General features: G+C 65.2%; 12 protein-coding genes. All 12 read right to left on the bottom strand.

The window, feature by feature from the left end; all coding sequences use genetic code 11:
* Positions 1 to 10: 10 nt before the first annotated feature.
* The 12 genes from OLX02_RS02805 to nuoF all read right to left on the bottom strand — a co-directional run bounded on the left by OLX02_RS02805 (position 11) and on the right by nuoF (position 14,064).
* On the bottom strand, positions 11 to 1,606 hold the full coding sequence (locus tag OLX02_RS02805) for a ribonuclease J (RefSeq protein WP_413630055.1): 1,596 nt from the start codon (positions 1,604 to 1,606) through the stop codon (positions 11 to 13).
* Between the two features lie 82 nt (positions 1,607 to 1,688).
* On the bottom strand, positions 1,689 to 2,477 hold the full coding sequence (locus OLX02_RS02800; protein ID WP_264420033.1) for a type III pantothenate kinase: 789 nt from the start codon (positions 2,475 to 2,477) through the stop codon (positions 1,689 to 1,691).
* A gap of 11 nt (positions 2,478 to 2,488) precedes the next feature.
* The gene (locus tag OLX02_RS02795; protein ID WP_264420032.1) at positions 2,489 to 3,202 is read right to left on the bottom strand and encodes a biotin--[acetyl-CoA-carboxylase] ligase; all 714 of its coding nucleotides are present in this window, start codon (positions 3,200 to 3,202) and stop codon (positions 2,489 to 2,491) included.
* A gap of 30 nt (positions 3,203 to 3,232) precedes the next feature.
* Positions 3,233 to 4,699, bottom strand: a complete 1,467-nt coding sequence (gene nuoN / locus OLX02_RS02790; protein WP_264420030.1) for an NADH-quinone oxidoreductase subunit NuoN — start codon at positions 4,697 to 4,699, stop codon at positions 3,233 to 3,235.
* Positions 4,699 to 6,237 (bottom strand): NADH-quinone oxidoreductase subunit M, encoded by a 1,539-nt coding sequence (locus OLX02_RS02785; RefSeq protein WP_264420028.1) that lies wholly within the window; start codon positions 6,235 to 6,237, stop codon positions 4,699 to 4,701. Before OLX02_RS02785 ends, nuoN begins: the two co-directional genes overlap by 1 nt.
* Positions 6,234 to 8,303, bottom strand: coding sequence for an NADH-quinone oxidoreductase subunit L (gene nuoL / locus OLX02_RS02780; RefSeq protein WP_264420026.1), 2,070 nt, complete (start codon positions 8,301 to 8,303; stop codon positions 6,234 to 6,236). Before nuoL ends, OLX02_RS02785 begins: the two co-directional genes overlap by 4 nt.
* 5 nt (positions 8,304 to 8,308) lie before the next feature.
* Entirely contained in the window at positions 8,309 to 8,614 is a 306-nt protein-coding gene (gene nuoK, locus OLX02_RS02775) for an NADH-quinone oxidoreductase subunit NuoK (protein WP_264420025.1), read from the bottom strand.
* Positions 8,614 to 9,231, bottom strand: coding sequence for an NADH-quinone oxidoreductase subunit J (locus OLX02_RS02770; RefSeq protein ID WP_264420023.1), 618 nt, complete (start codon positions 9,229 to 9,231; stop codon positions 8,614 to 8,616). Before OLX02_RS02770 ends, nuoK begins: the two co-directional genes overlap by 1 nt.
* Positions 9,232 to 9,243: 12 nt before the next feature.
* On the bottom strand, positions 9,244 to 9,729 hold the full coding sequence (gene nuoI, locus OLX02_RS02765) for an NADH-quinone oxidoreductase subunit NuoI (RefSeq protein ID WP_264420021.1): 486 nt from the start codon (positions 9,727 to 9,729) through the stop codon (positions 9,244 to 9,246).
* Entirely contained in the window at positions 9,726 to 10,769 is a 1,044-nt protein-coding gene (nuoH, locus tag OLX02_RS02760) for an NADH-quinone oxidoreductase subunit NuoH (RefSeq protein WP_264420019.1), read from the bottom strand. Before nuoH ends, nuoI begins: the two co-directional genes overlap by 4 nt.
* Positions 10,766 to 12,772, bottom strand: coding sequence for an NADH-quinone oxidoreductase subunit NuoG (nuoG, locus tag OLX02_RS02755; RefSeq protein ID WP_264420017.1), 2,007 nt, complete (start codon positions 12,770 to 12,772; stop codon positions 10,766 to 10,768). The genes nuoH and nuoG overlap by 4 nt, the downstream gene beginning before the upstream one ends.
* Positions 12,772 to 14,064, bottom strand: coding sequence for an NADH-quinone oxidoreductase subunit NuoF (gene nuoF, locus OLX02_RS02750; protein WP_264420015.1), 1,293 nt, complete (start codon positions 14,062 to 14,064; stop codon positions 12,772 to 12,774). Before nuoF ends, nuoG begins: the two co-directional genes overlap by 1 nt.

Genomic DNA, 14,064 nt, shown 5'->3' with positions numbered 1-14,064 from the left:
AGCTGCTCCCTTACGCTTCGCGCAGCAGGACCTGGACCACGGGCTTCTTGCCCGACCAGCGCTGCGCGGTGCGCCTTACCGCGAGCCGCACGGCTTCGGCAATGGCCACCCGGTCGCGCTTGCGATCGCCCTTCAGCGTCCGCACCGCTTCGGCGGCATCGCTTTCGGCCTCGATCACGAAATCGTTCATGTCCTCATCCAGCGGCAGGCCCACGCTGGCGACCTGCGCCGGCGATGCCAGCTTGCCCTCGCGCGTTACCGCCAGCGCCACGGTGACGAGGCCGTTCAGCCCCAGCCTGCGCCGCGCGCCCATCGCCTCGCCGTCCGCGGGCGCGATGATGTCGCCATCGAGCACAAGCCGGCCGTTGCGCACCTCGGTCAGCTTGTGCGGCCCGTTGGGCGCCAGGCGGATAAGGTCGCCGTTCTTCTGGACGATGGTCTTGGGAATGCCCTCGGCCTTCCCCAGGCGTGCCTGCTCGGCCATGTGGCGCATCTCGCCGTGGACCGGCACCAGCATCTGCGGGCGGATCCACTCATAGAGCGAGACGAGTTCGGGACGGCCGGGATGGCCGGACACGTGGATCATCGACTGGCGATCGGTGACGAGTTCGATGCCCTTCGCCACCAGTGCGTTCTGGATGCGGCCGATGGCGATCTCGTTGCCGGGGATCTGGCGGCTCGAGAACAGCACGACGTCGCCGCGCTCCAGCTTGATCGGATGCTGGTCGCCCGCAATCCGCGCCAGCGCCGCGCGCGCCTCGCCCTGCCCGCCGGTGGCGACGATCATCACCTGCCCCCGCGGCAGGTCCATCGCCTCGTCCATCGAGATCGTGTCGGGGAAATCCTGAAGATAGCCCGAGGCCTGCGCCACCGCGATGATCCGGTCCAGCGAGCGTCCGGCAACGCAGAGCTGCCGTCCGGTGGCCTCGGCCACTTCCGCCAGCGTCTGCAGGCGCGCCACGTTGGAGGCGAACGTGGTCACCACCACGCGGCGCCCCTTGAGCGGCTCGATCGCCTCGAACAGGCCGGCACGCACCGCGCCTTCGGAGCCGGATGGCTTGGGATTGAACACGTTGGTCGAATCGCAGACGAGCGCGAGCACGCCCTCGTCGCCGATCGCGGTGAGTTCCTCCTCGGTCGCCGGAATGCCGACACGCGGCTCATCATCCAGCTTCCAGTCGCCGGTGTGGAACACCCGGCCATAGGGCGTGTCGATCACCAGCGCGTTGCCTTCGGCGATCGAGTGCGCCAGCGGGACATAGCGGATATCGAACGGCCCGAGGCTGAACGCGCCCTCGTTGGGGATCACGTTCAGCTCGGTGGTCTTGTCGATCCCCGCCTCCGTCAGCTTGGCGTGGATCAGCTTGGCGGTGAACGGCGTCGCATAGAGCGGCACGCCGAGTTCCTGCGCGAAATAGGGCACCGCGCCGATGTGGTCCTCGTGCCCGTGGGTCAGCACGACCCCGACGAGATCCTTCAGGCGTTCCTCGATGAACTCAAGATCGGCGAAGACGAGATCGATGCCCGGATAGTACGGGTCGGCAAAGGTCATGCCGAGATCGACCATCAGCCACTTGCCGTCGCAACCATAGAGGTTGACGTTCATTCCGATCTCGCCCGAACCACCAAGAGCGAGAAAAAGCAGTTCCTTACCGGGGTTCACATTAATTCCTGTTCTGGTCGTGCCGTCATGCAGCCGCCTGAGCGGCGCGTTCGGCAAGGATGGCGAGACCGTCGAGCGTCAGGTCTGCGTCCACATGGTCAAAAATGTCGGTATGATCGCCGAACAGCACGGCAAGGCCGCCCGTGGCGATGACTTGCGCAGGCCGGCCGATTTCAGCGCGCATCCGCGCGATCAGGCCCTCCATCAGCGCCACATAGCCCCAGAACACACCGATGTGCATCTGATCTTCCGTGTTGCGGCCGATCACGCTTTTGGTGCGGGTCGGCGCCTCGATGGCGATGCGCGGCAGCTTGGCCGCCGCATTGACCAGCGCGTCGAGCGACAGGTTGATCCCCGGCGCGATGATCCCGCCCTTGTAGGCGCCCATGAAATCGACGTGGTCGAAGGTGGTCGCAGTGCCGAAATCGACGACGATCAGGTCGCCCTTGTACTTGGCGTGCGCGGCGATGGCATTGACCGCCCGGTCCGCGCCGAGCGAGCGCGGCTCGTCCACGTCGGCTTCAAAACCCCAGGCCGCGACGCCTTCGCCCGCGACCATCGCTTCCTGCTTGAAATACTTCTGCGCCAGCACCTTCAGATTGTGCAGCGCGCGCGGCACGACCGTGGAGATGAGGATGTGCTGCACGTCCTCGCGCCGGAAGCCCTCAAGCTGCATGAGCTGAAGCAACCAGACCGCATATTCGTCGCCAGTGCGCCGCGCATCGGTCGCCACGCGCCAGCGCCCCTTGATTTCGCGCCCATCGAACAGCGCGAACACCACGTTCGTGTTTCCGACGTCCACTGCCAGCAGCATCGCCCCGGTTCCTATCCCACCATTTCTATGTCGCCGGCGTGGATGGCACGGGTTGCGCCATCCGCCAAGCGCAGAAGGGCCACGCCGTTGTCGTCGATACCGCCGAATGCCCCCATGATGGTGCCCTGATCGGTATCCTTGACGGTGACGAGCGTTCCGACCGGATGCGCCCGGGCCAGCCATTCCTCCCGCAGCGCGGGCCATTCCCCGCAATGCCAGCGGGTCAGCGCGGCCTGCCACTCCGCCGCCAGCGTGGCCGCGAAAGCATCGCGTGCCACGGGGAAGCCCAGCCCTGCCAGCGAAGCAGTCGCGCGCCCCGGCACCTCGGGCGCCTGCGCCAGATTGACGCCGATGCCCACGACGACGCCATCGCCCTGCCGTTCCAGAAGAATGCCGGCAAGCTTGGCCTGCCCCACCAGCAGGTCGTTCGGCCACTTGAGCATCAGCCCCGAAAGGCCATCGCACAGCGCCAGCACCGCCTTGTGCGCGGCAACGCCCGCGACCAGCGCCAAAGTCTGCGGCAGAGGATCGCCCGCGCGCAGCAGCGCCGCGGTCGATCCCATGAAATTGCCGAAGCCATCGGACCATGTCCGTCCGGCGCGGCCGCGGCCGGCGCTCTGCCGGTCCGCGACAAGCCACGCACCTTCGGGAACGGACTCACCCGCGGCAAGGCGGCCCAGCAGCGCGGCGTTCGTCGAGCCGATCTCCGCGACCGTTTCGATCACGGCATCACGCGTCCGGCCAGGCCGCGCCCCTTACGCAACGTGGAACAGCGCCGCCGCAGCGTTGCCGGCCAGCGCGTGCAGCCAGTTGGTCAGCAAGTAGCCAAGCGGCGAGATGAACAGGCTGGCGACCGCGAGCAGCACGACATGCGCCGCGTCGCTCTTGCCGCGCACCTTGTCCACCGCCTCGTCGAAGTACATCACCTTCACCACCTTCAGGTAGTAGAAGGCGCCGATCACCGAGGCGGCGATACCGATGGCGGCGAGCGCCACCAGGTTCGCCTGCACGGCGGCCTGGAACACCACGAACTTGCCCCAGAAGCCGAACAGCGGCGGGATGCCGGCAAGGCTGAACATCACCGCCGCGAGCGCAGCAGCAAGGCCGGGGCGCGTCTTCGACAGGCCGCCCAGATCCGCGATCGATTCCACCGGATCGCCATTCTCGTCGCGCAGCATCAGGATGGCGACGAAGCCGGCGACCGACATCGCGACGTAAATCGCGAGGTAGATCAGCATTGCTGCCGCCCCGTTCTGGGTGGCGCAGGCAAGGCCGATCAGCATGAAGCCGACGTTGTTGATCGAGGAATAGGCCATCAGGCGCTTGATGTTGTCCTGACCGATGGCGCCGAGCGCACCGATCACGATCGACAGCAGCGAAGCGAAGATCACGATCTGCTGCCACGCCTGCGGCTGCGCGCCGAAGGCTTCGAGGCTGATGCGCATCAGCAGCGCCAGCGCCGCCGCCTTGGGTGCGGTGGCGAAGAAGGTCGTCACCGGGGTGGGCGCGCCTTCATAGACGTCGGGCGTCCACATGTGGAACGGCGCGGCGCTGATCTTGAAGGCGAGACCGGCGAGGATGAACACCACGCCAAAAGTCGCGCCGACCGACATCGGCCCGGCGCCCAGCGCCGCGCGGATGCCCGCGAAGCTGGTGTGGCCGGTGAAGCCATAGGTCAGGCTGACGCCGTAGAGCAGGATGCCCGAAGCGAGCGAGCCGAGCACGAAGTACTTGAGGCCCGATTCTGCCGAACGATCATCGCTGCGCAGGAAGGCGGCGAGCACGTAGGAGGCAAGGCTGTTGAGTTCGAGGCCGAGGTAGAGCGTCAGCAGGTCGCTGGCCGAAACCATCATGCCCATGCCGAGCGAGGCGAACAGCACGAGAAGCGGGAATTCGGCGCGCATCGCCTTGAAGCGGTCGAAGAACGCGGGCGCGACGATCAGCGTGACCGCGGCGCCGGCATAGATCAGCAGCTTGGCAAAGGCAGAGAAGGCATCAGCCTTGTACTGCCCGCCGAAAGCGAGCGTATCCGGCCCCGTCGCGCCGCTGCACAGCGCGGGCGCCGCCAGCAGCGCGCACACTGTCAGCACGCCGACCGAGGCGATCGAGATGGCGCGGGCGGCCTTGTCACCGCCCCAGGCGGCGACGAGCAGCAGGATCAGGCCGGCAACGCTGAGCAGTTCCTCGGCGGCGACCAGGTGGAGAGAGCGGACGAGTTCCATCAGTGCGCCTCCCCGTGCGCGGCATCATGTTCGGCGGACACGGGCTTCGCCGCCCCCACCTTCAGCTGGGCGTCGCCCTTGGGCGCGGCCTGGGCCAGGCGCGCATCAAGCGCGGCGATGTCCTTGCGCATCGGCGCGAGGAACGATTCCGGATAGACGCCCATCCACAGCACGACGGCAGCCAGCGGCACCATCATCGCCCACTCGCGCTTGTCGAGATCGGGCATCGCTGCGGCATCGGCGTTCTTCTGCACGCCGAACACGACCCGGCGGTAGAGGTAGAGCATGTAGGCCGCGCCCAGGATGATTCCCGTGGTGCAGACCAGCGCCACCCAGCTCGACGCCTTGTAGACACCGAGCAGCGAGAGGAACTCGCCGACGAAGCCACTGGTGCCGGGAAGGCCGATCGAAGCCATCGTGAACAGCAGGAAGAACAGCGCGAAATAGGGCATGTTGATCGCAAGGCCGCCGTAACGGTCGATCTCGCGGGTGTGCAGGCGATCGTAGATCACGCCGACCGCGAGGAACAGCGCGCCGGCGACAAGGCCGTGGCTGAGCATGACGATCATCGAGCCTTCAAGGCCCTGCTGGTTGAAAGCGAACAGGCCGATGGTCACGATCGCCATGTGCGCAACCGACGAGTAGGCGATCAGCTTCTTGATGTCGTGCTGGACCAGCGCGATCAGCGAAGTGATCACGACCGCCGCCATCGACAGGCCCCACACCAGCGGCGCGAACTGCGCCGAGGCTTCCGGGAACATCGGCAGCGAGAAGCGGATGAAGCCGTAGCCGCCCATCTTCAGCAGCACGCCAGCCAGGATCACCGAACCGGCGGTCGGCGCCTGCACGTGCGCGTCGGGAAGCCAGGTATGGACCGGCCACATCGGCATCTTCACCGCAAAGCTGGCGAAGAAGGCGAGGAACAGCCAGGTCTGGGCCTTCACCGGGAAGTTGTAGGCCATCAGCGTCGGGATGTCGGTCGTGCCGGCCTGGTTCACCATCCAGAACATCGCGATCAGCATCAGCACCGAGCCGAGCAGCGTGTAGAGGAAGAACTTGTAGCTGGCGTAGATCCGGTCCGCGCCGCCCCAGATGCCGATGATCAGGTACATCGGGATCAGGCCGGCTTCGAACATGATGTAGAACAGGAACAAGTCCTGCGCGGTGAAGACGCCGATCATCAGCGTCTCCATCACCAGGAACGCGGCGTAGTATTCACCCGCGCGCTTCTCGATCGCGTTCCAGCTGGCGCCGATGCAGATCGGCATCAGGAACACCGTCAGCACGATCAGCAGCAACGCGATGCCGTCGATGCCCAGCGCCCACGAGAAGCCCGAGAACACGGCATAACGTTCAGTGAACTGCCACTGCGCGCCGCCCACGTCGAAGTTGGCCCAGAGCATCAGGCCGAGGACGAAATCGACCAGCGTTGCCGCCAGCGCGATCGTCCGCGCCTGTTCGCGCCCCGCCTTGAGGCAGGCCACCGCACCAAGCAGCGGCGCGAGCATCATCAACGAAAGGATGGGAAGGCCGGTCATCGTGCAATCACCCAGCTGATCGCCCCGACAAGTCCGACGAGCATGACCAGCGCATAGCTGTAGAGGTACCCCGACTGGAGCTTGACGGCGGCGCGGCTGCCCTTGGCAACCACCCACGCGGCACCGTTCGGACCGAACCGATCGATGATGCCCACGTCACCCACCTTCCAGAAGACCCGGCCAAGCCACATGGCGGGCTTGATGAAGATGAAGTGATAGAGCTCGTCGAAGTACCACTTGTTGAGCAGGAAGCGGTACAGGAAGCCGAACTGCTCGACGAAGGCCGCCGGGAACTTCGGGTTCCGGATATAAGCGTAGAAGGCGATCAGGAAGCCGGTGGCCATCACCGCGAACGGCGCCCACTTCACCCAGTCCGGCACGCTGTGCATCGCGTGGAGCAGGTGTTCGTTGAACACCAGCGCACCCTTCCAGAACTCACCCGTGCCTTCGCTGACGAAAGCGTGGTGGAACACGAAGCCCGCGGCGATCGCGCCGACCGACAGGATGCCGAGCGGAGCCAGCATGTTGAGCGGGCTTTCATGCGGGTGGTAACCCGCCGTGCCGTCGCCATGCGCGTCGTGACCATGGTGGTCATCGTGGGCATGATCGGCTGCGTGCGCATGGTCATGGGCATGGTCGTCATGGCCGTGGCCGTGTGCGTCGTGCACCGCGTGCTGGATGTGCTTGCTCTGCTCCCACCGCGGCTTGCCGTAGAAGGTCAGGAACACGAGGCGCCAGCTGTAGAAGCTGGTCAACAGCGCGGCGAAGATACCCATGAAGAAGGCGAAGTGCGACAGCTCGGTGCCCTTGGCATAAGCCGCCTCGAGGATAGCGTCCTTCGAATAGAAGCCCGCGAAGCCCGCCACGTCGACGATGCCCACGCCGGTGATCGCCAGCGTGCCGGCCATCATCGCCCAGTAGGTCAGCGGGATGTGCTTACGCAGGCCGCCGTAGTAGCGCATGTCCTGCTCGTGGTGCATCGCGTGGATGACCGAGCCGGCGCCCAGGAACAGCAGCGCCTTGAAGAAGGCGTGCGTGAACAGGTGGAACATCGCCGCGCCATAGGCGCCGACGCCCGCCGCGAAGAACATGTAGCCCAGCTGCGAACAGGTCGAATAAGCGATCACGCGCTTGATATCGGTCTGCGTGGTGCCGACCGTCGCCGCGAAGAAGCAGGTCGCCGCACCGACGAAGGTCACGAATGCCAGCGCCGTCGGGCTGGCCTCGAACATCGGCGAAAGACGGCAGACCATGAACACGCCGGCGGTGACCATCGTCGCGGCGTGGATCAGCGCCGACACCGGGGTCGGGCCTTCCATCGCATCGGGAAGCCAGGTGTGCAGGCCAAGCTGCGCCGACTTGCCCATCGCGCCGATGAACAGGAGGATGCACAGCACCGTCATGGTGTCGAAGCGGTGGCCGAGGAAGCCGATGGTCGATCCGGCCATGCCGGGCGCTGCGTGCAGGATTTCCGGAATGGAAACCGTACCGAACACCAGGAACGTGCCGAAGATGCCCATCATGAAGCCAAGGTCACCCACGCGGTTGACCACAAAGGCCTTCATCGCGGCGGCGTTGGCCGACGGCTTGCGGAACCAGAAGCCGATCAGGAGGTAGGACGCAAGACCCACGCCTTCCCAGCCGAAGAACATCTGGACGAGGTTGTCGGCCGTCACCAGCATCAGCATGGCGAAGGTGAAAAGCGACAGGTAGGCGAAGAAGCGCGGCTGATCCGGCTCCTCGCTCATGTAGCCCCACGAATAGAGGTGCACGAGTGCCGAGACACTGGTGATGACCACCAGCATGACCGCGGTGAGCGTATCGACCCGCAGCGCCCAGGCGAAATCGAGGTCGCCCGACCGCACCCATTGCAGCACCGGCACGACGGTGGCTTCGGCACTGCCGTTCAGGAACGACAGGAAGATCGGCCACGACAGCGCGCAGCTGATGAACAGCGCGCCTGTGGTGATGACCTTCGAGGGCACGAAGCCCAGCTTCTTGTTGCCCAGGCCGGCAACGATCGCTGCCAGCAGCGGCAGGAAAACGATGATCAGGATGGAAGACACGAGTTTCAGCCTTTCATCCGGTTGACGTCGTCCACGGCGATGGTGCCGCGGCCACGGAAGTAGATGACGAGGATCGCAAGGCCGATCGCCGCCTCGCCCGCCGCCACGGTCAGCACGAACATCGCGAAGATCTGGCCGACAAGGTCATGGAGGTAGGCGCTGAAGGCGACCAGGTTGAGGTTCACCGACAGGAGGATCAGCTCGATCGCCATCAGGATGATGATGACGTTCTTGCGGTTGAGGAAGATGCCGAGCACGCCGAGCACGAACAGGATCGAGCTGACGACGACGTAGTGTTCGATGCCGATCATCAGAGCTGGACCCCCTTGCCCACTTCCGGCTGCACGTTGAACGTCGCGTCTTCAGGGCGACGCGCGACCTGCTTGGCGATGTTCTGGCCCCGCACGCCGCTACGCTGGCGATGCGTCAGCACGATCGCGCCGATCATTGCGACCAGCAGGATGATGCCCGCTGCCTCGAACAGGAACAGGTAGCGCGTGTAGAGCAGCGCACCGATCGCCTCGGTGTTGCTGATGGCCTGAGACGGTGCGGCTGTGCCGTCCGCCGTGCCCAGCTTCAGAGCACCGGCGCGGTAGGCGCCAACACCCAGCACCAGTTCGGACAGCAGAACCACCGCCAGCACGAAGCCCAGCGGGAAATTGTTGATGAAGCCCGCGCGCAGTTCGGCAAAGTCGATGTCGAGCATCATGACCACGAACAAAAACAGCACGGCGACCGCACCGACATAGACGATGATCAGCAGCATCGCGATGAATTCAGCCCCGCACAGGACCATCAGGCCCGCGGCGTTGAAGAACGCGAGGATCAGCCAGAGCACCGAATGCACCGGATTGCGGGCGAGGATGGTGATCGCACCAGAGGCGATCATCAGCGTCGCGAAAAGGTAGAAGGCAAAGGCCTGGATCATGAGCGCGGCCCCCTAGCGATACGGCGCATCGGCTTCAAGATTGGCAGCGATCGCGCGCTCCCACTTGTCCCCGTTCGCAAGCAACTTGGCCTTGTCGTAGAGCAGCTCTTCGCGCGTTTCGGTCGCGTATTCGAAGTTCGGCCCTTCGACGACGGCATCGACCGGGCAGGCTTCCTGGCAAAAGCCGCAGAAGATGCACTTGGTCATGTCGATATCGTAGCGCGTGGTGCGGCGGCTGCCGTCCTCACGCGGTTCGGCTTCGATGGTGATGGCCTGCGCCGGGCAGACCGCCTCGCACAGCTTGCACGCGATGCACCGTTCCTCGCCGTTGGGATAACGGCGCAGGGCATGCTCGCCGCGGAAGCGGGGCGAAAGCGGGTTCTTTTCGAACGGGTAGTTGATCGTCGCCTTGGGCTTGAAGAAATACTTCAAGGTCAACCAATGCGCCTTCACGAACTCCCAGAGCGTAAAGCTCCTGATGAGCTGTCCGACGGTCATGCGAAGTGTCCGGTAGCCATGAGGTAACCGCTGATCAGGAAGACGAACAGCAGCGAGACAGGGAGGAAAATCTTCCAGCCCAGGCGCATCAGCTGGTCATAGCGATAGCGCGGGACCGTCGCCTTCACCCAGCTGAACACGAAGAAGAAGAACAGGATCTTGAGCAGCAGCCAAACGAAGCCCGGCACGAGGTAAAGCACCGGAATGTCGAGCGGCGGCAGCCATCCGCCCCAGAACAGCGTGGCGTTGAGCGCACACATCAGCAGGACGTTGGCATATTCGCCCAGCCAGTAGAGCGCGAAGCTCATCGACGAATATTCGGTCTGGTAGCCCGCGACGAGTTCCGATTCCGCCTCGGTCAGGTCGAACGGCGCGCGTGCGGTTTCGGCCATGCCCGAAATGAGGAACATCACCCACATCGGGAACAGCAGCGGGTTCGCGACGAAGCCGTTGATGATCCAGACATGATCCTTCTGCGCCTTGACGATCTCGTTCATATTGAACGAGCCGGCCCACAGCACCACGCAGATCAGGATGAAGCCGATCGAGACTTCGTAGCTGATCATCTGTGCCGAAGCGCGCATCGCCGAGAAGAACGGATACTTCGAGTTCGACGACCAACCTGCGATCACCACGCCGTAAACGCCCAGCGACGAAATCGCGAGGACATAGAGCAGGCCGACGTTGATGTTGGCCAGCACCGCGCCCGAATTGAACGGGATCACCGCCCAGGCCATCAGCGCTACGGTGAAAGTGATGATCGGCGCGATCAGGAACAGGCCCTTGTTCGCGGCCGACGGGATGATGGTTTCCTGAAGGAAGACCTTCAGGCCGTCCGCGAACGACTGGAGCAGGCCGAGCGGGCCGACCACGTTGGGGCCGCGGCGCAGCGCCATGGCCGCCCAGATCTTGCGGTCGGCATAGATGATCATCGCCACGCCGAGCATCAGCGGCAGCGCGATCAGCAGGATGCCGGCGATGGTGGAGATGCCCCAGGCCCACTCGTAGGAGAGGCCAAGGTTCATGAACAACTCGGTCATTCCGCGGCCTCCGCGAAGGTTTCACCGTGGAGCAGTTCCGCCGAGCAGCGCTGCAGCGTCGGGCTGGCGCGGCCGATGGCGTTGGTGAGGTAGCGATCCTTGATCGGGTAGCCGATCACGCCTTCCGCCTTGGCGTCGGCCGGAGCCGCCGGCAGCGCGCCGTAGTCGGCCAGACCCTCGACGCCCAGCGCCGGCACTTCCGCGACCATGGCCGCGCGAAGCTGCTCGAAGCTGTCGAAGCCGACCGACACGCCCAGCGCATCGGCCATCGCGCGCAGGATCGTCCAGTCCTCGCGGGCGTCACCCGGCGCGAACACGGCCTTTTCGGCGTATTGCACCCGGCCCTCGGTGTTGACGTAAGTGCCGTCCTTCTCGCTGAACGCGGCGGCGGGCAGGATCACGTCGGCGGCATGGGCCGCCTTGTCGCCGTGGTGGCCGATGTGGACGATCATGCTGCCGGCGAACTTCGTGAAGTCCACTTCGTCGGCGCCGAGCGAGATCACCATCTTCGGCTTGGCCGCGACGAGGTCGGCGATGCCGCCCTTCTGCGCGTAGCCGAGCATCAGCCCGCCCATGCGGCTCGCGGCCATGTGGACGACGTTGAAGCCGTTCCAGCCATCGCGGACGAGGTTGAACTGCGCCGAAAACGCCAGTGCAGGAGCCAGCGCACCCTTGGCGAGCGCACCGCCGCCCACGATGATCGCGGGCTTCTGCGCCTTGCCGAACAGGTCGGCAACATCCGCCGGCAGGTTGCCCAGAACGGCGAGATCGTCACCCAGGAAGGTCGCCGGATAAGTCGGGTCCCAGTGCGGGCCGACGATGAAGACCTTCGCGCCCTTCTTCACCGCCTTGCGCAGGCGGGTGTTGAGCAGCGGCGCCTCGTCGCGAACCATCGAACCGACGATCAGGACCGCATCGGCGTCCTCGATCCCGGCCAGGGTCGAATTGAAATTCACCGCGGCGAGGTTGGAGCAATCATAGGCCAGCCCGGTCTGGCGGCCTTCGAGGAGGCTGGAACCGAGCGCGCCCGCCAGCTTCTTGGCAGCGAACATGGTCTCGCAATCGACGAGGTCGCCCGCGATTACCGCCACCGAAGCGCCGGGGTTGATCTTCGCCACGGCATCGAACGCTTCGGCCCAGGTGGCGGCGACGAGCTTGCCGTCGCGGCGCAGCCAAGGCTTGTCGAGGCGGCGGCGGGTAAGCCCGTCGACCATGTAGCGGCCCCGGTCGGACAGCCATTCCTCGTTCACGTCATCGTTTACGCGCGGCAGAGCGCGAAGCACTTCGCGGCCGCGGCTGTCGAGCCGGATGTTCGAGCCGAGCGCGTCCGACACGTCGATCGACAGCGTCTTCTTCAGCTCCCACGGACGGGCCTCGAAAGCATAGGGCTTCGACGTTAGTGCGCCGACCGGGCAAAGGTCGATCACGTTGGCCGAAAGCTCGTGCTTCGCCGCCTTTTCGAGATAGGTGCTGATCTGCATCCCCTCGCCGCGATAAAGCGCGCCGATCTCGTCCACGCCGGCCACTTCTTCAGAGAAGCGCACGCAGCGGGTGCAGTGGATGCAGCGCGTCATCGTCGTCTTGATGAGCGGGCCCATGTACTTCTCGGTCACCGCGCGCTTGTGCTCGTGGTAGCGCGAGGCGCCGCGGCCATAGGCCACTGACTGGTCCTGCAGGTCGCATTCGCCGCCCTGGTCACAGATCGGGCAATCGAGCGGGTGGTTGATGAGGAGGAACTCCATCACCCCTTCACGCGCCTTCTTGACCATCTCGCTGTCGGTGCGGATTTCCTGGCCTTCGCTGGCCGGAAGCGCGCACGAAGCCTGCGGCTTCGGCGGTCCGGGCTTCACTTCGACAAGGCACATCCGGCAGTTGCCGGCGATGCTCAACCGCTCGTGATAGCAGAAGCGGGGAATTTCCTTGCCGGCCAGTTCGCAGGCCTGGAGGACGGTGGCGCCCGCCGGGACTTCGAGTTCGACGCCGTCTACTTTGACCTTGGGCATTATTCTGCAGCCTCCCGGACGTCGGCTCGCTCGGCGATGCGACGTTCGATTTCGGGGCGGAAATGGCGGATCAGGCCCTGGATCGGCCAGGCGGCCGCGTCACCCAGCGCGCAGATGGTGTGGCCTTCGACCTGCTTGGTGACCTGCTGAAGCATGTCGATTTCCGACACGTCAGCATCGCCGGTGCGCAGGCGCTCCATCACGCGCCACATCCAGCCGGTGCCTTCGCGGCAGGGCGTGCACTGGCCGCAGCTCTCGTGCTTGTAGAAGTACGACAGGCGGCTGATCGCGCGGACGATGTCGGTGGACTTGTCCATGACGATGACGGCCGCGGTGCCAAGGCCCGAGCCGACCGCCTTCAGGCCGTCGAAGTCCATCGGCGCGTCCCAGATCTCGGCCGCGGGCACCAGCGGCACCGACGAACCGCCGGGAATCACGGCCAGCAGGTTGTCGCGCCCGCCGCGAATGCCGCCGCAGTGCTTCTCGATCAGCTCGCTGAACGGGATGCTCATCTCTTCTTCGACCACGCAGGGCTTGTTCACGTGCCCGCTGATCTGGAAAAGCTTGGTTCCCTTGTTGTTCTCGCGCCCGAAGGACGAGAACCACGCGGCGCTGCGGCGCAGGATGGTCGGCGCCACCGCGATCGATTCCACGTTGTTGACCGTGGTGGGGCAGCCATAGAGGCCCGCGCCGGCCGGGAACGGCGGCTTGAGCCGCGGTTGGCCCTTCTTGCCTTCGAGGCTTTCGATCATCGCGGTTTCTTCGCCGCAGATGTAGGCGCCGGCGCCGCGGTGAACGAAGACGTCGAAGTCATAGCCCGAACCGCAGGCGTTCTTGCCCAGCAGGCCGGCGGCATAAGCTTCGTCACGCGCCGCGAACAGCGTTTCGGCCTCGCGGATGTATTCGCCGCGGATGTAGATGTAGGCCGCCCGTGCGCGCATCGCGAAGCCCGCGACCAGCGCGCCTTCGAGCAGCTTGTGCGGATCGTGGCGGATGATCTCGCGGTCCTTGCAGGAACCGGGTTCGGATTCGTCGGCGTTGATGACCAGGAAGCTCGGACGGCCGTCCTTGCTTTCCTTGGGCATGAAGGACCACTTCATGCCGGTGGGGAAACCCGCACCGCCGCGCCCGCGAAGGCCCGAATCCTTGATTTCCTGGATGATGCCGTCCTGCCCGCGTTCGAGCAGCGCCTTCGTGTTGTCCCAATCCCCGCGCGCCTGCGCGGCGGCGAGGTTCCACGGCTGGTAGCCGTAGAGATTGGTGAAGATGCGGTCCTTGTCCTGAAGGGCCAT

The organism is Novosphingobium sp. KCTC 2891 (assembly GCF_025938155.1).
Taxonomy (GTDB): domain Bacteria; phylum Pseudomonadota; class Alphaproteobacteria; order Sphingomonadales; family Sphingomonadaceae; genus Novosphingobium.
This window is presented reverse-complemented; position numbering and strand designations above follow the sequence as displayed.